Origin of the sequence: Paraburkholderia sp. 22098 (assembly GCF_052045935.1) — a bacterium.
GTDB classification, from domain to species: Bacteria; Pseudomonadota; Gammaproteobacteria; order Burkholderiales; family Burkholderiaceae; genus Paraburkholderia; species Paraburkholderia caledonica.
On sequence record NZ_JBQEPV010000008.1, the window covers coordinates 160,936 to 177,450 of the forward strand.

16 protein-coding genes are annotated in these 16,515 nt (G+C 59.8%); 7 read left to right on the plus strand and 9 right to left on the minus strand.

Features of this window, described 5'->3' with window-relative positions; genetic code table 11:
* Window positions 1–31: 31 nt before the first annotated feature.
* Window positions 32–886 carry a MurR/RpiR family transcriptional regulator gene (locus ACTJLB_RS18505; protein WP_440784115.1) on the minus strand — a complete coding sequence of 285 codons (855 nt, stop codon included), beginning with the start codon at window positions 884–886 and terminating at the stop codon, window positions 32–34.
* A gap of 296 nt (window positions 887–1,182) precedes the next feature.
* Window positions 1,183–1,392: a hypothetical protein gene (locus ACTJLB_RS18510; RefSeq protein WP_440784116.1), complete on the minus strand. Its 210-nt coding sequence runs from the start codon at window positions 1,390–1,392 to the stop codon at window positions 1,183–1,185.
* 314 nt (window positions 1,393–1,706) lie between these two features.
* On the opposite strand from ACTJLB_RS18510, the gene ACTJLB_RS18515 reads away from it, so the two are divergent.
* Together ACTJLB_RS18515 and ACTJLB_RS18520 are read left to right on the plus strand one after the other, a co-directional pair.
* Window positions 1,707–2,915 carry a permease gene (locus tag ACTJLB_RS18515; RefSeq protein WP_440784117.1) on the plus strand — a complete coding sequence of 403 codons (1,209 nt, stop codon included), beginning with the start codon at window positions 1,707–1,709 and terminating at the stop codon, window positions 2,913–2,915.
* Window positions 2,916–3,163: 248 nt separating this feature from the next.
* On the plus strand, window positions 3,164–3,511 hold the full coding sequence (locus tag ACTJLB_RS18520) for an H-NS histone family protein (RefSeq protein ID WP_020070889.1): 348 nt from the start codon (window positions 3,164–3,166) through the stop codon (window positions 3,509–3,511).
* A 622-nt stretch (window positions 3,512–4,133) separates the two neighbouring features.
* Here ACTJLB_RS18520 and ACTJLB_RS18525 read toward each other — a convergent pair.
* A complete protein-coding gene (locus ACTJLB_RS18525) occupies window positions 4,134–4,529 on the minus strand; it encodes a response regulator (protein ID WP_408419216.1) in 396 nt (131 codons plus the stop codon).
* A 311-nt stretch (window positions 4,530–4,840) separates the two neighbouring features.
* On the opposite strand from ACTJLB_RS18525, the gene ACTJLB_RS18530 reads away from it, so the two are divergent.
* A complete protein-coding gene (locus tag ACTJLB_RS18530; protein WP_440784118.1) occupies window positions 4,841–5,350 on the plus strand; it encodes a hypothetical protein in 510 nt (169 codons plus the stop codon).
* A 483-nt stretch (window positions 5,351–5,833) separates the two neighbouring features.
* Here the strand turns inward: ACTJLB_RS18530 and ACTJLB_RS18535 are convergent, their stop codons facing one another.
* Entirely contained in the window at window positions 5,834–6,415 is a 582-nt protein-coding gene (locus ACTJLB_RS18535; RefSeq protein ID WP_440784119.1) for a TetR/AcrR family transcriptional regulator, read from the minus strand.
* A 116-nt stretch (window positions 6,416–6,531) separates the two neighbouring features.
* Between ACTJLB_RS18535 and ACTJLB_RS18540 the strand changes: the two genes are divergently transcribed.
* Window positions 6,532–7,521, plus strand: coding sequence for an SDR family NAD(P)-dependent oxidoreductase (locus ACTJLB_RS18540; protein WP_440784121.1), 990 nt, complete (start codon window positions 6,532–6,534; stop codon window positions 7,519–7,521).
* Window positions 7,522–8,777: 1,256 nt separating this feature from the next.
* Here the strand turns inward: ACTJLB_RS18540 and ACTJLB_RS18545 are convergent.
* A complete protein-coding gene (locus ACTJLB_RS18545; protein ID WP_440784122.1) occupies window positions 8,778–9,143 on the minus strand; it encodes a hypothetical protein in 366 nt (121 codons plus the stop codon).
* A gap of 238 nt (window positions 9,144–9,381) precedes the next feature.
* Between ACTJLB_RS18545 and ACTJLB_RS18550 the strand changes: the two genes are divergently transcribed.
* Window positions 9,382–9,690, plus strand: a complete 309-nt coding sequence (locus ACTJLB_RS18550) for a hypothetical protein (RefSeq protein ID WP_027805075.1) — start codon at window positions 9,382–9,384, stop codon at window positions 9,688–9,690.
* A 52-nt stretch (window positions 9,691–9,742) separates the two neighbouring features.
* Entirely contained in the window at window positions 9,743–9,994 is a 252-nt protein-coding gene (locus ACTJLB_RS18555) for a hypothetical protein (protein ID WP_088173811.1), read from the plus strand.
* A gap of 45 nt (window positions 9,995–10,039) precedes the next feature.
* On the opposite strand, the gene ACTJLB_RS18560 is transcribed toward ACTJLB_RS18555, so the two are convergent.
* From ACTJLB_RS18560 to ACTJLB_RS18570, 3 genes are all read right to left on the minus strand, one after another.
* Window positions 10,040–11,218 carry a fumarylacetoacetate hydrolase family protein gene (locus ACTJLB_RS18560; RefSeq protein WP_440784123.1) on the minus strand — a complete coding sequence of 393 codons (1,179 nt, stop codon included), beginning with the start codon at window positions 11,216–11,218 and terminating at the stop codon, window positions 10,040–10,042.
* 78 nt (window positions 11,219–11,296) lie between these two features.
* Window positions 11,297–13,081, minus strand: a complete 1,785-nt coding sequence (locus ACTJLB_RS18565) for an IlvD/Edd family dehydratase (RefSeq protein WP_440784124.1) — start codon at window positions 13,079–13,081, stop codon at window positions 11,297–11,299.
* 206 nt (window positions 13,082–13,287) lie between these two features.
* Complete coding sequence (locus ACTJLB_RS18570; RefSeq protein ID WP_310066712.1) at window positions 13,288–14,343, minus strand: LacI family DNA-binding transcriptional regulator; 1,056 nt, start codon at window positions 14,341–14,343, stop codon at window positions 13,288–13,290.
* 255 nt (window positions 14,344–14,598) lie between these two features.
* On the opposite strand from ACTJLB_RS18570, the gene ACTJLB_RS18575 reads away from it, so the two are divergent.
* Complete coding sequence (locus ACTJLB_RS18575; protein ID WP_087751174.1) at window positions 14,599–15,951, plus strand: MFS transporter; 1,353 nt, start codon at window positions 14,599–14,601, stop codon at window positions 15,949–15,951.
* A gap of 130 nt (window positions 15,952–16,081) precedes the next feature.
* On the opposite strand, the gene ACTJLB_RS18580 is transcribed toward ACTJLB_RS18575, so the two are convergent.
* A complete protein-coding gene (locus ACTJLB_RS18580; RefSeq protein WP_020070904.1) occupies window positions 16,082–16,417 on the minus strand; it encodes a hypothetical protein in 336 nt (111 codons plus the stop codon).
* Window positions 16,418–16,515 lie beyond the last annotated feature (98 nt).

Consider the following 16,515-nt stretch of genomic DNA (forward strand, 5'->3'; position numbering starts at 1 on the left):
GCACCACTGGCAATTCCACAAAGAGTTCACATCAAGGCACGTACACGCCTTTCGCGTGCAGCGACTGCTCGGCGATGCTCAACTGTTCGACGGCGTCCGCGCCTTCCAGTGCAAGAAGATGCGCAACGAGCGATTCTGCGATCGCCGTGGCCGCGACTAGCGATGGAAAGAAAGACGGGCTTTCGTGCGCGAAGATCAGCACCTTGTCCGCATTCAGTGCAATCGGCGAAACGGCGCTGTCGGTAATGGCAATGAGCTTGCTGCCTTTTTCGAGCGCGGCTTCCGCGACGCGCGCGGCTTCGACCGAATACGGCGCGAAGCTGATGACAATGGTGGCGCTATCGCGCTCCACCGTGCGAAGTTGCATTTCGAGCGTGCCGGCCTCGCCGTTGAGCAGCGACACCGACGAGCGGAAAAACCGGTAGCCGTACACGAGTCCGAACGCGACCGGATAGCACGAGCGGAAACCGGCAACATGAACGTGCGGCGCACGCCGCAGCAAGCGCGCTGCCTCCACGATCACGCGGCCGTTGTGTGCCGCGGTGACGTCGAGATTGTGTTGCTGCGCGACGAGGAGATCGTTGGCCAGCGCGTCCTTCGATTTGACCAGCGAGCGAGCGCGGCTCGTGAGCGGTTCGGGCCGCGTGCGCACGCGCGCGACGAACAGGTTGCGCAGTTCGTTCCAGCCGGGAAAGCCGAGTTGCTGTGACAGGCGTACGAGCGACGCCGGTTGCACTTGCGCACGCTCGGCGACCTTGCGCATCGACGAGACCGCGACCTCGTCCGGATGGTCAAGCAGGAATGCCGCGCCCATCTGGAATTGCGGGCTCAGTTCGGAAAAGCGCGCCCGGATCAGGGCGGCGAGCTGGTCGAAACTGTCTGGCATGCGATGGCCCGGAGCAGAGTTGAGAAACGGGGATGAGTGACAACAAATGTTACCACTGGGGTGGGCCGGGTTTTTTGGTGCTTGATGCAATGGTGGGTTGCTAACGATATCTGTGCTGTTGCAATTCAACTTGTCCCAGCAAAACTTCGCAAATCAAGCTGGCCTAGGGTTCGCTAGACCAGACCAAGATTCGAAGTTCAAACTGGCCTGGGGAGCCGTAGCCCGTTGATTCGAAAGCACGCCTTCCGGGCGGAGGGAGAAGTTTCCGCAAGAGCCAGATGCATCGAGTGCGCCAACTACTCTTCCGGCCCGCCCTGGAAGCCGTTCGCCGCGTCCGGGGCTATGCCAAGCATGCGGAGCGTGTCTTCTATGAGGTCGACCTCCGCCTGCATGCGCTCCATAGAGCCAACCGGAAGGTCCTCTGGCATCATCTTCCCTTGCGCCTTCCGAATGGCGTCGACCGTCACGCAGAATGCGAAGGCCGCCAGATAATCGTTGTCCTCCACGTCTTCTCTCTGTCAATAGATACAACAGGCTAAATATCGACCAAATTTCATCTTTCTTGATGGCACTGGAACGTCTACTCGAAAAGGTGCGGCAATTCCCCGCTCTCGGGCAATGTCCGCCTGATAGACGGCATCCGGGAGTCCTCCAGTGCGCCGTACTTCAATGTGACCATGTCGGTGCCAGCATCCACCTTTCTGGCCTCCCGATCGCTGAGCGGGGTTCGAAGACATCTGCGAAGCCGACGGCATGAACATCACGGCATTTACTTCTATAACCGGACGCCGTTGGTATAGATGTCTACCAGGAGGTTTCGATGCAGATTGTCACTGCCTTGGGTCATGCGCTGTGGATGGCCTTCACGATGTTGTGGCAGATTTTCTGGGGATTGAGTCTCGGCTTCCTGTTCTCTGCCGTGATTGAAGTTGTTGTCTCGAAGTCTGAGATGTCGAAGCTTCTGCCTGACGCGTCGCCTCGCTCGCTGACGGTCGCCAGCCTCCTCGGTGCCGCGTCCTCATCATGTTCTTATGCGGCCGTCGCGATGGCCCGCTCCATTGTGCGTAAAGGGGGCGACTTCACCTCCGCGATGGCGTTCCAGTTTGCAGCCACGAATCTGGTGCTCGAACTTGGTGTGCTGATGTGGGTGCTGATTTCCTGGCAGTTCGCCGCTGCTGAATTCATCGGCGGCCCCATCATGATTATCGTGCTGGTGCTGCTCTTCCGTTTCTTTCTCAGGCAGTCGCTGAAGAAGGAAGCTATTGAGCAAGCAGATAAGGGCATCGCGGGCAGTATGGAGGGGCATGCGGCCATGTCGATGGGCGAACAGCACGGCACCTGGAAGGAACGTCTCTCATCGCGAGACGGGTGGATAGCAATCAGCCATAGTTACGTGATGAACTGGGCGATGCTGTGGCGCGACATCGGGATCGGGTTGCTAATCGCTGGCGCACTCGGCGCCTGGGTGCCGGACAGCTTCTGGCAGAAATTCTTCCTTGTCAGTCATCCGACGGTGGCAATGATTTGGGGCGCTTTTGTCGGCCCCTTTATTGCGGTTGCGTCGTTCACCTGCTCCGTTGGAAATGTACCGCTCGCTGCAGTGCTGTGGAATGGCGGTATCAGCTTCGGCGGTGTCGCCTCCTTCATCTTTGGCGACCTCATCATCCTTCCTATTCTCAACATCTACCGGAAATACTACGGCGGCCGGATGACGGTGTTCCTCGCTGTGACCTTCTATCTTGCGATGGTCTCAGCGGCCCTCGTGGTTGAAGCACTGTTCCAGTCACTCGGACGGGTCCCGACGCAACGGCATACAGCAGTCGTGGACGCAGCAATTACCTTCAACTACACCACCGTGCTGGACATCGTTTTCGGCGTCGTATTCGTCGCTCTCGGCATTGTCTTTTTCAGAACCGGCGGTCCCCGCATGATGCGCATGATGGAGGGAGGCGAGTACGAACACGGCGCTCATGGGCATCACGCCGCTCATGACAACGCGCATCACCATCATCACGACCCGTCCAACTGATTTCACTGCAAGTGAGCTTCAGTATGAAAAACTTACGTTTTCTCAACGCAATGTCCGCCTGTGCTGGCCATGCGTTCGATTACCCGCGAAGTCACTTCAAGCGGTCGCTATGTTGTCGTGCTGGCGAAACTGCTGCCCTCTTTTCGTATCGCTCGACCGTATCACGTGCGGGCATCTAAACCGCCTATACTTGCGAACCATCCGCCGAAATCGATCGACGGGCAAATCGGCAACAGAGTTCAGAACATATGGCATATCAGGGTATTGAAATCGCTCAACTGCGCGCTCAACAAGAAGCATTGGACAAGCAACTGGCTGAAGCCAGGGAACGGGAGACCCTCCTCGTGTTGAACGAAATCGTGCAAAAGATGGGTGAGTATGGCATCACCGTCTCCGAGCTGACGGGGCGCAAAGTAGGCGTTCAGGCAAATGAGCTGGAAGCAAAGTACCGCGACCCCATAAGCGGCTCGACGTGGAGCGGCCGTGGGCGAGCACCCGCCTGGATTGCAGGCAAGGACCGCAATGAGTTCTTAACGGACAAGAAAGCCGCTTCGCACGCCAGCGCGCAAGGCGTGCTGTTTTCTGAAGGGCATTGAACAAGTCGCGTTGCTTTACCGTTTCGTCTGGGGTTGTAGCCTCTGGATACGCCGACGTCTCGCTTCGCTGACGCAGGGACGTCGCTGCGCACGGAGCGCAACTCGGGGCGTGGACAACATCAATTTGCGCTTCGCAAATTGCGCGATTGGGTGCAGCCAACGCGCACCGCGTTGTCGCTTCGCAACTTGGAGCGCGCTGCCTCGCCGCCCACGCCGCGAAGCCGTCAAGCGGACGTTGTCTCAGCAGGCAGCGCCGTCGCGCCCTGTCATTTCTTGGCGCGTCTCCATCGGCGGTCAAGCCGGGATTTCGCGTAAGACACGGCGTATTCGCATGCGGCTTTTTCGGTAGGAAAGCGTTTCAGCGGCCCATAGGCGCGCTGTTTGCCGAGGCTGGTGGTAACGATGGCAATCGCGGCATAACCGTTCCCGGATAGGGACGCCACGGGCACTATGGTTGCGCCCGCGTACTCGACCGGCGTTGCGTGCATGGCTAGGTACCTCCCAAGTCTGCAAGGCTAGCAATGGGTGGCGGCGAATTATGTGCGCACCCTCACAAACTCGTCCGGCACTCACCAGCGAGTTCGCATTACGACAACAAAGCCCACACGATCATCCGCAGACTTCAGCGTGATCTCATGTCGATATCGCTGCCGGAACTCAAATTCTGTCTCTCTATTGTCAGTTGAGAAACCAGCGATAGCAACTGCTGAACATCCACCGGCTTTTGAACGTAGGCGTCGAAAAGGGACGCGTGGGTGTCGGTCGGCTGCGGGCCATCGGAGAGCCGGATGACACGAAAGCGTTCGCCCGGCTGCGCGTGTCGTTGCAACTTACAAAGGGCGATTGCGTCTACCGTCTTCGAGTCAGTGACAACGATGTCCGGAAGTCTCCCTGACACCATTTCCAACGCCTCCAGGCAATCGAGCGCCGTCATGATGTGATGACCGTCGGCCTCCAGAGAAAGTCGCAGGACCTCAATCAGATCGGGCTCTTTGCCTACCAACAATATTCTGCTCATGGCTTCCCCGCATAACTGCTTTGCAGGCGCGCATGGGTCGTGCCTGGAGTCCTCTGTATGCGAGAAGTTGTACTGAAGCTTCAGTGACTGAGTCGCGCCTGCGCACCGCGCGACAACGATATGCGTAAGCCGGCTAGCGAGGTCCCGTACCTCTCGCCTTGTCTACGGGGCAGCGGAACTCAGTCCTTCAACCAGAGCATGGCGTCGCAATTGGCCGACGATGACGCGCAAGGATAAGATGCTGCGGGACGAAGCGTTGCGCCGGAAAGGCTGATTTATTCTGAAGCGGATGCAGCGAATGGAGATATTAGATGGACGACCGATTTGACAGACGAGAACTGCTACTGCACCTCGGAGACATGCTCGAAGCTCTGAGCTGCCTGAGCCGCGCCGCTACACCCGACACGCCGGTGGTACAGCTTGCGGCGGAACTGCATTTGTTCCGGGATTTTGGGTTCCTGCGAACGCTTGCGCCGAAGATGACGGTGGCCGATTTCAGCACACGCGTCGCCAGCGCGTTCTTCCTCTGGCCAAAGGAACTGCTCGATACCGAGCTCAACCGCAAAGCTCTTGCGTCGACCGTTCAGCACGAGCTCTTTGACGGGAACCCTGACGGCTGGAACGCTTATGTCGGCCACCTTCGGAAAAAGGTCGCATGGTTTGGGGACGGGCTTGCCGGCAAAGCGGATGACGCGGGGGACGAACGATCGCATAGCGCCACGGAGGCGATAACTTCAGTCACGACCGCGCCGTCCGACGCGCAGAATGCGCCCCAGGCGCGAAGGGGCTGGCCTTGGCCCGACCCGAAGACAACGCGTTGACCCACTCTGCCCTCGTGGCGTTCAAGCTACTGGCCGCCTTGCTTCGGGGCGTTCCGCGGCATATTGACGTCGCTGTTCGCGCCACTACGAGTGCCCATGTTGAGACCATTAGTCTTGCTGTGAGTGGAACGACCTATCGACGGACCAATGCGCGCCTCATCGGCGCCAGTGCCCTTGGCATCAGGGGAGCTGTCCGTACTCCCGGTTGGGGCCTTTGCCAAACCGGCGCCGGCACCGGGCGTTGCCGTCCCGCCAGCAGGCCGGCCGGTTTGTGCGTACGCTGCCACCGACAGCGCGACCGCGAGAACTGAAGCGCAAAAAGTCTTAACGATGTAGTTCATGATGCACCTGGAAGAAAACGTCTCGTGCAAGCGTCTGCCGTGCACATGACCCTCGGCGCATAGTTCGTGCCTTATTCCGCTGATTGTTGCGGATACGCAAGCGCTTGCTGACGCATGCGGAAAACAGCCAGGTATGCAGGTGTCAGTTGCCCGGTTTTGACCCGAGCAACAGAATATCCACCAGTCGCTTCGCACTTTGCTGCCAGTCGGGAGCCGAAGCGACATTCGACACGCCGACCAGTGCACGCAGCAAATCAAGCGGTTCCAGGTCTGCCCGGACGTCTCCACTCTCGACCGCACGCGACACAAGCGTCTGAATTGCCGCCTTGATTTGCTTTCCGGAATACTCAAACAGCTCGGTCGTCGCCCCACCGACGATCGAGTTGAGCGCCGGCGCAATTATTTTTTTGGTCGCAATGTAGTCGACGAACAGCAGCATCCATTCTCTCAGCGCCTCGTCGGCCGGCAACTCCTGGGTAAGCCGTCGCTCCTCTTCCGCCAGGCTTTCGACCTCGGCGCGGTAGACGCTCTCAAGCAAGGCCTCGCGGGTTGGGAAGTGGCGATAGAGCGTCCCGGGGCCCACACCAGCCTGCCGCGCAACCTCCTCGAGGCTAATGTCACCTCCTTCACTGGTGAAGGCTTTCTTTGCCTCTTCAAGGATGCGCTCACGGTTGCGTAGCGCGTCGGCTCGTGGCTTTTTCTCTTTAGGCGTGGACGCAGTCATGGTGCAATTCGCACTTGCAAACGGAGGGACACTCCGCTTAGTATATTGAAAACGGAGACATCCTCCGTTTTATTGAATTGTAAAAGTGGCCTCATCTTACAGTGACGGGAGAAGGCATGACGAAGCAGCTAGGAGCGACATCGACGACTGACGATGTGTTGTCGGGCATACGGCTCGATGGAAAGCGGATTCTCGTCACGGGTGCATCCGCGGGGCTTGGCGTTGAGACCGCGCGAGCCCTCGCAGCACACGGTGCGACCGTGGTCGGCGCTGCGAGAGATCTGGACAAAGCAGCACGTGCAATCGCCGGTGCGCGGCAGGAAGCCGCTGCGGGCGGTGGCAGCATCGAACTGGTTGAACTGGACCTGGCGAGCCTTGCCAGCGTTCGGGCCTGCAGTGACAAACTGCTCGCCGAAGCCAAGCCGTTTGACATCATCATCGCCAATGCGGGCGTCATGGCTACACCTCCAGGAAAGACCGCGGACGGCTTCGAGACGCAGTTCGGCACCAATCACCTCGGGCACTTCGTGCTCGTGAACCGGCTCGCGTCCCTGCTCACGGACGGAGGACGCGTGGTGATGCTCGCATCTTCGGGGCACCGGTTCGCGAATGTCGACCTCGATGACCCGGGCTTCGAGCGCACGCCCTACGACCCGTTCGTGGCATATGGCCGATCCAAAACAGCAAACATTCTTTTCGCGGTTGCGTTCGACCAGCGGCATCGAGCCCGAGGCGTACGAGCGGCGGCTGTCCATCCCGGTGGAATCCAGACTGAACTGGGACGACACATGGGCGAAGAACAGCTGACAAATATGGTGGAGACGATCAACAAGCAGCTCGCATCTGAAGGGAAGGCGCCTTTCCAGTTCAAGACCATCCCACAAGGAGCGGCGACGTCTGTGTGGACTGCTGCAGTCGCGTCGGCCGATGACATCGGCGGCCGGTACTGCGAGAACTGTCATGTGAGCGGGGTTGTTCCTGACGATGCCGTGATCACCCCTGTTAGCGAGGGCGTTCGAAGCTATGCGCTCGACCCGGCCAACGCAGCGGCGCTCTGGCGTCTGAGCGAGCAGATGGTAAACGAAACGTTCGCTGCACCGGTCTGAGCACAGTGGAAGGTCGGCTCGCCGGCCTGCATCTAAGCTATCTCGTCTTATCGCAGTCGATTCCGGGAAATAGTTTCCCCCTCAGTGACGTTGAAAGACTCTGCGAGGACGCACTAAAGACACACGCATCAATGCTGTCCGGCGTTCAGCAGCATCCAGATCCGCCGCGTCGGCGGACCCGCGAGGATTCGCGCAAACACACCGCGACAACGAAGGCACGTGTAGTGTTCCTCGGCTCGCGCATCTTTCACGGCGCCCGCACCGTTGAGCGTCAGGTCTTGATGCGGGGGCTCGGTCGCCGGCATCCCGTAGAGGTCGGCGCACCGTGCACAGGGTTGAATCCAAAGGTCCATTTGTCAGTTGTCGATGATTTGCGAGGAGTCGCGCGGGCCGCCCATGCTCGTTGCGAAGGTTGTTCTCGCCTTGAGAAGGCGACGCTGCGCACCCGCAAGCTTACTCGTGTGCCGGGGTTCGCGGCTTGATGACGGTTCTCTTGCGACCGTTTATCAACGATGCTTAGGCGAGCCGCCACTTCGCTTACGACGGATGACAAACGCGCCAAACGCTGCCGCGATAAGGACAAGCACCGTCAGTGCGGTTGCCAACCCTGTCGCACCGCGGGGTTCGCGGGCGCCTGTGGCAACCGCAGCGGCCGCCGGGGACGACGCCTGACTGGCGACAGGTTGCGGCAGCGCTACGCCGGCCGCACTGCCTTGACGCACTAGCGATGCCTCGGATGTCGGCGATGCCTGTGACGCAGGCAACGCTCCGGCGTCGGACGTGAGAGCACCAGCATCGGATGCCGGTCCGACAGGAGCGAAATCTGTTGACGAAGCGATCGCCGGAGCAGCCGCGGCGTTCGCCGAAATGGACCGAGCCATCGTTTTCCATTGCGCGAACACTGTGTCGATGCAGTGGACGTCGGTGCAAGCATTGCGCGCTTGGCGCCATTGCGCGAGCTGCCCGGATGACAGCTTTCCGCTGCTGAGCAGCGCTTGCTGCTGAGCGACGATATCGTCGTACTCGTTATTCAGAATGGCGTGGTCGCATATGACGCGCTCTGCCGGCTGCCGGGTTGCAGCGCATTGAATGTCGCTCGCCCACGCACGCGTCGAACCGAGGGCTGCCATGAACAGCAGAAGGCCGAAGTACTTTCTCGAACGCACCAATCCTCCTTTAACCGATCAGGCGCATGACGCCATTTGAAACGATCGCCAACCGTTGCTCGACGGTCAAAAGCAACGCCGCGAGCAACATCATTCGGTTGAAAAGACAACAGCCGCCACGCCGCCGACCTCGGTGAAGCTGCGAGCAAAGCGATACGTTTGACCGTCGATCTGCATGAGATTCACCCCTGAAGAGGTCGACTCGAGCATCTCATTGGCAAGCGCCGTGGATATCGCGCCGATCTGCCTGAGTTCCTCACGCGGCCCCTCGGGATTGCCCAGATAGACGGTGCAGAGATCGTTCGTGTGCCGCATCATGACGACGCTGCTAGCGCCGTCAAGAGACCGTTCCAGGTAGCCAGCGAGTGTCTGGAGCGCTTCCGGTATCTGCGCCGACTGCTCGCCCAACACATTGTCGTCATTCGTCACTTTTGCCTCCCTTGCCCGATTGGCCACGTGACCGTCTTACGCCTACTCTTCTGTTGCCATCATGGCACATCGGCAGACGAAAGTTGTGGCGCCGTGACGTGACATTGCAACAGGCTTTCTGCGACGCGGACCGGCAGTCCCGATGAGCGCGTAATGTCGTGTTACCAATCTCGCAGAGCCGTTGCACCTGTGTCCGGACTCGTCTCCTACACTTCGAGCCATGTTCACCGACACGGCACGCAACGCGTGCGAGGGAGTAGCGACAATGAATAAGAAGATTTTCGGCGTAGTACTCGGTCTTGCTGCATTGGCAGCGTCGACGGCCGCTTCGGCTCATGTCAACGTCGGCGTTGGAATTGGCATCCCGGTGGGAGTCTATGCGCCGGCTGAACCGGTCTACGCACCGCCGCCTCCAGTCGTATATGCTCCCGCCCCTGTCGCCGTCGCATACGGCGACTATGACTGGCGGGCGCGTGAATGGCGTGAGCGTCGCGAATGGCGTGAACGTGAGTGGCGTCGCCACGAATGGCGCGAGCACGAATGGCGTGAGCGTCATGAATGGCGCGGGTATTGAAATGGCGCCCTAAAGCGCCAGATCTCACCATCCAACCTTAGAGTATCTTCGAATGAAAGCTAGCCCGATAAGAATCGCCCTGATTGCAACCACGCTGGTCTTCGGAGCGGCAGGCACGGCGAACGCCGCAGGCTGCATCAAGGGTGCGGTAGTGGGCGGCGTCGCCGGGCATTACGCGGGGCACCATGCTGTTGTCGGCGCGGTCGGCGGCTGCATGGTGGGCAGACACCTCGCCAAACAGCGCGCTCAGGAGCAGGCCGCACAGCACCAGGCCGCTCAACGTCAGGCCGCACAGGCGCAGTAAGATGTCCCGGCTTCGTGCGCCCGCACGAAGCCGCTCAAAGGTAGCTTAAAGCACGCCCCGGGAAGCCAGATTGCGATAAAGCGCGCGCACACCGAAAGTCCATGGCGCGACCTCCGTGCTCAGTCGCACGGTATTGATCAGCGCGCCGAGTTCGGGAGCCGAAATGGTCACCTTGTCGCCAAGGTGATGCGTGAAGCCGCCGCCCTTCGTGTCGCGGTCCTTGATCGGCGAGAACATCGTGCCGAGGAACAGCATGAAACCGTCCGGATACTGGTGATGACGTCCCCATGTCTGCGCGACGAGATCCGCCGGGTCCCGGCTGATTTCGCTCATGTGGCTGACGCCTTCCAGGACGAAGCCGTCGTCCGCACCTTCCACGCGCAGCGAAACACTGGTCTTGCGAACGGAGTCGAGGTCGAACGAGTCGTCGAACAGACGCACGAAAGGACCGATAGCGCATGACGCGTTGTTGTCCTTGCATTTGCCCAGCAGCAAAGCCGAGCGCCCTTCTATGTCGCGCAGATTGACGTCGTTGCCTAACGTTGCACCGACAACCTCGCCACGGCTATTCACTGCAAGGACGATTTCCGGCTCCGGATTATTCCACTTCGACGCCGCGAGCAGGCCGACGTCGGCCGCGAAACCTACCGCGGACATTGGCTGCGACTTCGAGAAAACTTCGGCGTCGGGCCCGATGCCGACTTCCATGTACTGAGACCATGCGCCGCGTCGTTCGAGTTCCGCCTTGAGTTTCATTGCCGCTTCCGAACCCGGCTTGATTTTCGACAGGTCGGTGCCGATGGTGGCGGCGATGGTTCCTCGAACCTCTTCGGCTTTAGCGGGATCTCCGCCCGCCTGCTCTTCGATCACCCGCTCGATCAGGCTAACGGCAAACGTGACGCCACACGCCTTGATTGCCTGTACGTCATTGGGAGCAAGCAACCGGGGCGCGTCCTCTTGCACCGCGCCCAGGTTTGCTTCGACCAGTTTCTCAATGGAGCCAAGCGCCTCACCCGCAACCGTCCGGGCAAACTGAACGACGTCTTCACGATCGAACAGGTCGGCAGTGGTCGGCACACTCGCGGTGATATCCAGTACTTCGCCGTTACGCACTACGACGACAGACGGCCCTTCGTATGCGGCCGTTTTGCGCCAGACGCGACCGACAAGCAGCGCCCGCTGCAAGTCGTCAGGCAGATAGCTGGTGGGGTTTTGTGACGTCATGATGAGGGTTGTCTCCGTTCACACAGGCAGATCGAGTCGGCCGGACTGGCATCACGATGAGATGCCAGCGCTGCCGGTTTAATGGGAATGTCGCGGGTTGCCGCGTTCTGCTATGACTTTGAGGTAAAGCGTTGCGGGCTCGAGGCATCCGCCCGTGGACAACTGACCGACGGTCTGCCGATATAGCTCTTGCCACGGTGTCTGCGCCGGCGGAATGTCGAAGCTCACTGTCTCACGACGACGTGCAAGCTCGTCTTCATCGACCAGAACATTCACGGTCCGCGTATTCAGGTCGACGCGAATGCGGTCGCCCGTTTGCAGAAGAGCGAGCCCGCCTCCAATAGCCGCTTCCGGCGACATGTTCAGAATCGACGGGCTGGCCGACGTTCCGCTTTGCCGGCCGTCGCCCATTGTGGGCAGCGACGTTATACCTTTACGCACGAGCTCGGCAGGAGGCGCCATGTTCACGACCTCGGCACTGCCTGGGTAACCCACGGTGCCCGCACCGCGAATCACCAGAATGCAATGCTGGTCGATGTTGAGCGACGGATCATTGATGCGGGAGTGATAGTCCTCGGGTCCGTCGAACACGATTGCCCTTGTTTCGAAGCTGTTTTCCGCACCGGGTTTGCTCAGATAGGTATTTCTGAATGCATCGCCGACCACGGACATCTTCATGATGGCGCTGTCGAAGAAGTTGCCGGAGAGCACGATGAATCCAGCGCCGTGCTTCAACGGCTCGTCGGTCGTCTTGATGACGTCGCGGTCGGGTTGAGCCGCATTGTCAGCGATAGCGCCAATGACCTGGCCCGAAACGGTCAGGCAGTCACGATGCACGAGCCCAGCGCGGTCGAGCTCGCGCAGCACCGCCGGAACACCGCCCGCGCGATGAAAGCTCTCGCCCAGATACTCGCCGGCCGGCATGCAGTTCACGATGAGCGGTACTTTTTCGCCGACACGTTGCCAGTCGTTCAGATTCAGCTCAACGCCCATATGACGAGCGATCGCGATGAGGTGCGGCGGACAATTGCTCGATGCGCCTAGCGCCGATGCCACGACAATCGCATTCTCAAACGCGGCCTTCGTCATGATTTTCGACGGCCGCACGTCGTCTCGCACCAGGTCGACGATACGCTTGCCCGTAGCGTACGCCATCTGTCCTCGCTCCCTGTAGGCTGCGGGGATGCTCGCACAACCCGGAAGCGACATACCCAGCGCTTCGGCGAGACTGTTCATCGACAACGCGGTTCCCATCGTGTTGCAGTGCCCAATGGACGGAGACGACGCGGTGGTCAGTTCCATGAACCCCTCGTAGTCGATCTCGCCCGCCGCGAGCAGGTTGCGCGCATGCCAGATGACCGTTCCCGAACCCACTCGTTTGCCTTGATGCCAACCGTCCAGCATCGGACCGCCAGACAAGACGATCGCCGGCATGTCGACCGTTGCGGCGGCCATCAGGCAGGCGGGCGTCGTCTTGTCACAGCCTGTTGTCAGCACGACGCCATCCAGAGGAAATCCATGCAGGATCTCAACGAGACCAAGATAAGCGAGATTGCGGTCGAGTGCGGCAGTAGGACGGCGGCTTTGTTCCGCGAGCGGGTGAACCGGAAACTCCATCGGAATCCCGCCTGCGTCACGAATGCCTGCTTTAGTGCGCGCCGCGAGTTCGATATGGTGACGGTTGCAGGGCGCCAGATCGCTGCCTGTCTGCGCAATACCGATGATGGGCCGCCCGGACTGCAGCTCCTCCCGCGTGAGGCCATAGTTCATGAAGCGCTCTACGTAAAGCGCGGTCATGTCCGCGTTGGCAGGGTCGTCAAACCATTCCTGGCTGCGCAAGCGCCTGGCATTGAGCTGAGTCATGCGTTGTACTCCGTCGTGTCCATGTCGTGGCGATGTCGTGCAATCCGATAGCGACGATCGCCGTTGCTGCGACAGCGTTAGCGCCGAGGCGCTCGCTGCGGTCTCCGTGCAGACAGACCGGTTAGATCGGTCAGATCGGTCAGATCTGTTATCGGTAACATCCATTGATGTTATCACGCTGCGCAGACGCTGTGCACCAAGAAAGGTTACGCGCTTTCGCGCGAAATCACCGTGTAATCGATAGTGAATTTGCGGCGCTCGGGTATCGCGCGCGGAGTAACCGACGCGACTGACGACAGCAATAGTTGCCCCGCGCGAGAGCCGATACCGTAGGCGTCGACTGACACCGTCGTAATCGTCGGGTTACAGCAAACGGACACTTCGAAATTGCCGAAGCCCGCCACTGCGATATCGTCGGGAACGCGAAGTCCGCGACGGTGGCATTGCATGATGGCGCCAAACGCGGACATGTCGCTCACGCACATGACCGCATCCGTATCGGGCCATCGTTCGAGAAGCGCATCTAGCGCGGGAGCGCCGTGACTCATGGTGATAGGCGATTCGCCAAAGCGGATCACCCGGGGCTCGCCGAGCCCTTGTGCCTTCATCTCCTGCTGGTAACCTTTCAGGCGCTCCAGACCGCGTCGATCGAGGTCACTTGCGCCGGCCAGAAAACCAATTTTGCGGTAACCCCGGTCCTTCAGATATCGCACCATCTCACGCGCTGCCCGTGCGTTTGAAAAGCCGACCGCCATGTCGATCGGATTGGTTGGCAGATCCCACATTTCCACCACAGGAATGCGCGAGCGCTCGAGTACTTGCCGCGTTCCTTCAGTATGCTGCGACCCGGTCAGCGCGATGCAGCGAGGCTGATATCTGAGCATCGAACGAACCAGTCGCTCTTCGCGAGCGAGGTCGTAGTCGGTGTCTCCCAGAAGGATCTGCAGGCCATGAGGCTCTAGCGCGGCGGACAGTCCACGCACGGTGTCCGAGAAGTTCGAGCTAGCGAGAGACGGTACGAGCACGGCGACGAATTCCGACTTCCCGGACGACAGCGCGCCTGCGGCGGCGTCGGCCACGTAGCCGAGGTCGTCGATTGCCTGCTGTACGCGCTCCCGGGTTGCCGGCGCCACGCTGTGCCCCGCCAGTACGCGAGACACCGTCATCTTCGAAACGCCCGCGATACGCGCGACGTCCGACATGCGAGGTGGACCAGGATGCGGGTCGCTGACGGTACGGTCGTTGATGCGGGGATTGCCCATCGGTCTCGGGGTGGTTTGCTTTCATGAGCGAGTCAGCCGGAACGCGGCATGACCGACTCGCAACGACTCAGCATGATACGGCACCCGATATTGCGCGCCTAGGTAGATTCCCCTGGCTTGCCGTTCGAGGGCGCATCATGCTACCTTCGTTACCGATAACATTTTCCCACGGGGGAAAGCTTTGCCCGCCGATGTTATCGGTAACATCAAGTCGGGCATTCCTCGCAGAGGACATACCAAAAGGAGACAGTCCCAATGCCAACCCTTACTCAGGCAGCGGCGGCACCCGCCGTAGCCAGCGAGGCCGAAGAACAGTTGTATCGAAAGGTATTGAAGCGCATCCTGCCGCTGCTGCTTCTGTGCTACGTGGTCGCATATCTGGATCGTGTCAATGTGGGCTTTGCGAAGCTGCAGATGCTCGACGCGCTCGGCTTTAGCGACAGCATTTACGCCGTGGGCGCCAGCATCTTCTTCTGGGGGTATTTCCTTTTTGAAATGCCCAGCAATCTTCTTCTTCATAAATACGGTGCGCGGTTCTGGATTGCACGCATTATGGTGACGTGGGGCATTGTCTCCTCGTCACTAGCGTTCATCTCGCCTCTTTCGCATTTCTTCCATGTACAGACTTCGACGATGTTCTACATTCTCCGGTTTCTGCTGGGAGTATGCGAGGCCGGGTTCTTCCCGGGGATCATCCTGTATATGAACTACTGGTTTCCCGCGAGGCGCCAAAGCGTGGCGATGTCGGGCTTCCTGATTGCCATTCCGGTCAGCCTGACACTCGGCGGCGTCATCTCCGGCTGGCTGATGGAAAACACGCACGGTCTGCTCGGCATGGGAGGCTGGCAATGGATGCTTCTGCTTGAGGGCATTCCTTCTATTCTGGTCGCGTTCGTCGTGCTTTTCCGCATGGGAAATGGAATTCAATCGGCGAACTGGCTGACGGCTTCCGAGAAAGCTCTGCTGCAAAGGAATCTTGAACAGGAAAGCTCGAAAAAGACCCACAGCGTTGCAGCTGCGTTGAAGAGCCCACGAGTCTGGCTGCTGACCTTTATTCTTCTCACGTTCAACACTGGCTTCTACGGCCTGGCCTTCTGGCTTCCTTCAATCATCAAGGCTTCTGGTGTAAAGAGTACTTTGAACATTGGTCTCTTGACCGCTATTCCGTACCTCAGTGCGGTTGCGGCAATGATCTGGAACGCCTGGCACTCGCGTAAGACCGGCGAGCGCAGACTGCACGCCGCTATTCCAGCCTGTATTGGTGGTATCGGCCTGATCCTGAGTGCCGCGTTCGCGAACAACGTTGCTTTGTCGATTGTTTTCCTGACGATTGCCACGTGTGCGATTCTTGGTCTGATGCCTATTTACTGGACGTTCCCGGGACAGATTCTTTCTGGCACCGCGGCGGCCGCCGGCATTGCACTCATCAATTCCGTTGGAAACCTGTCCGGCTTCACCGGTTCGATGATTACCAGTGTCGCTAAAGATCTGACCGGCAATATCAACAATGGCACCTATGCTCTTGGTGCGTGCCTGCTCGTCAGTTGCGTCCTCATTCTGTCGATTCCGCGAAGCATGCTGAACAGGGATTCGGTCGAGCGCGCGTGAGGAAATCGTAGCGAGTGCGGTTGAGAACAAACTGACGCAATTCACCGCCAGCGGCCCACCATTCGGTGGGCCGCTGTTCTTCTACAACGCATCAGATTCGCGCACCTGCGCGAGCGACGCTAAAGGCCGCTCATTGAGCGCTGGAGGCAGCCGTATCGGACGCGCCCTTGCCCTGTGCGTTCTTCTGCGGCTTGCGGGTAGGCGCCATTGTCGAATGGGAGCCCTTGGACGAGGACGTCGCTCCGCCACCCGTATTGGGTGCGCTCATTCCCGCGCCGCCCTGGCCCGCGCCGTTCGCGCCACCTACGCCAGCGCCGCCTGTCCCGACACTGGTGCCGCCGGTTCCGCCGCCGCTGCCGCCACCGTCACCGCCGCTCCCGCCGCCACCCGCGCCTTGCGCAAATGCGGCGCCAACAGAAGCTGCCACCAACACTGAACAGAGCATTGCTTTCTTCATTGCTTCCATGATTACCTCCCTGAGTATTCGAACGCCCGAACCAGTCTCCAGGTCGGCGCTCCTTTTCGTGCACGTGAGATAGCGCCGTCGGTGCAGGCCCGACATTG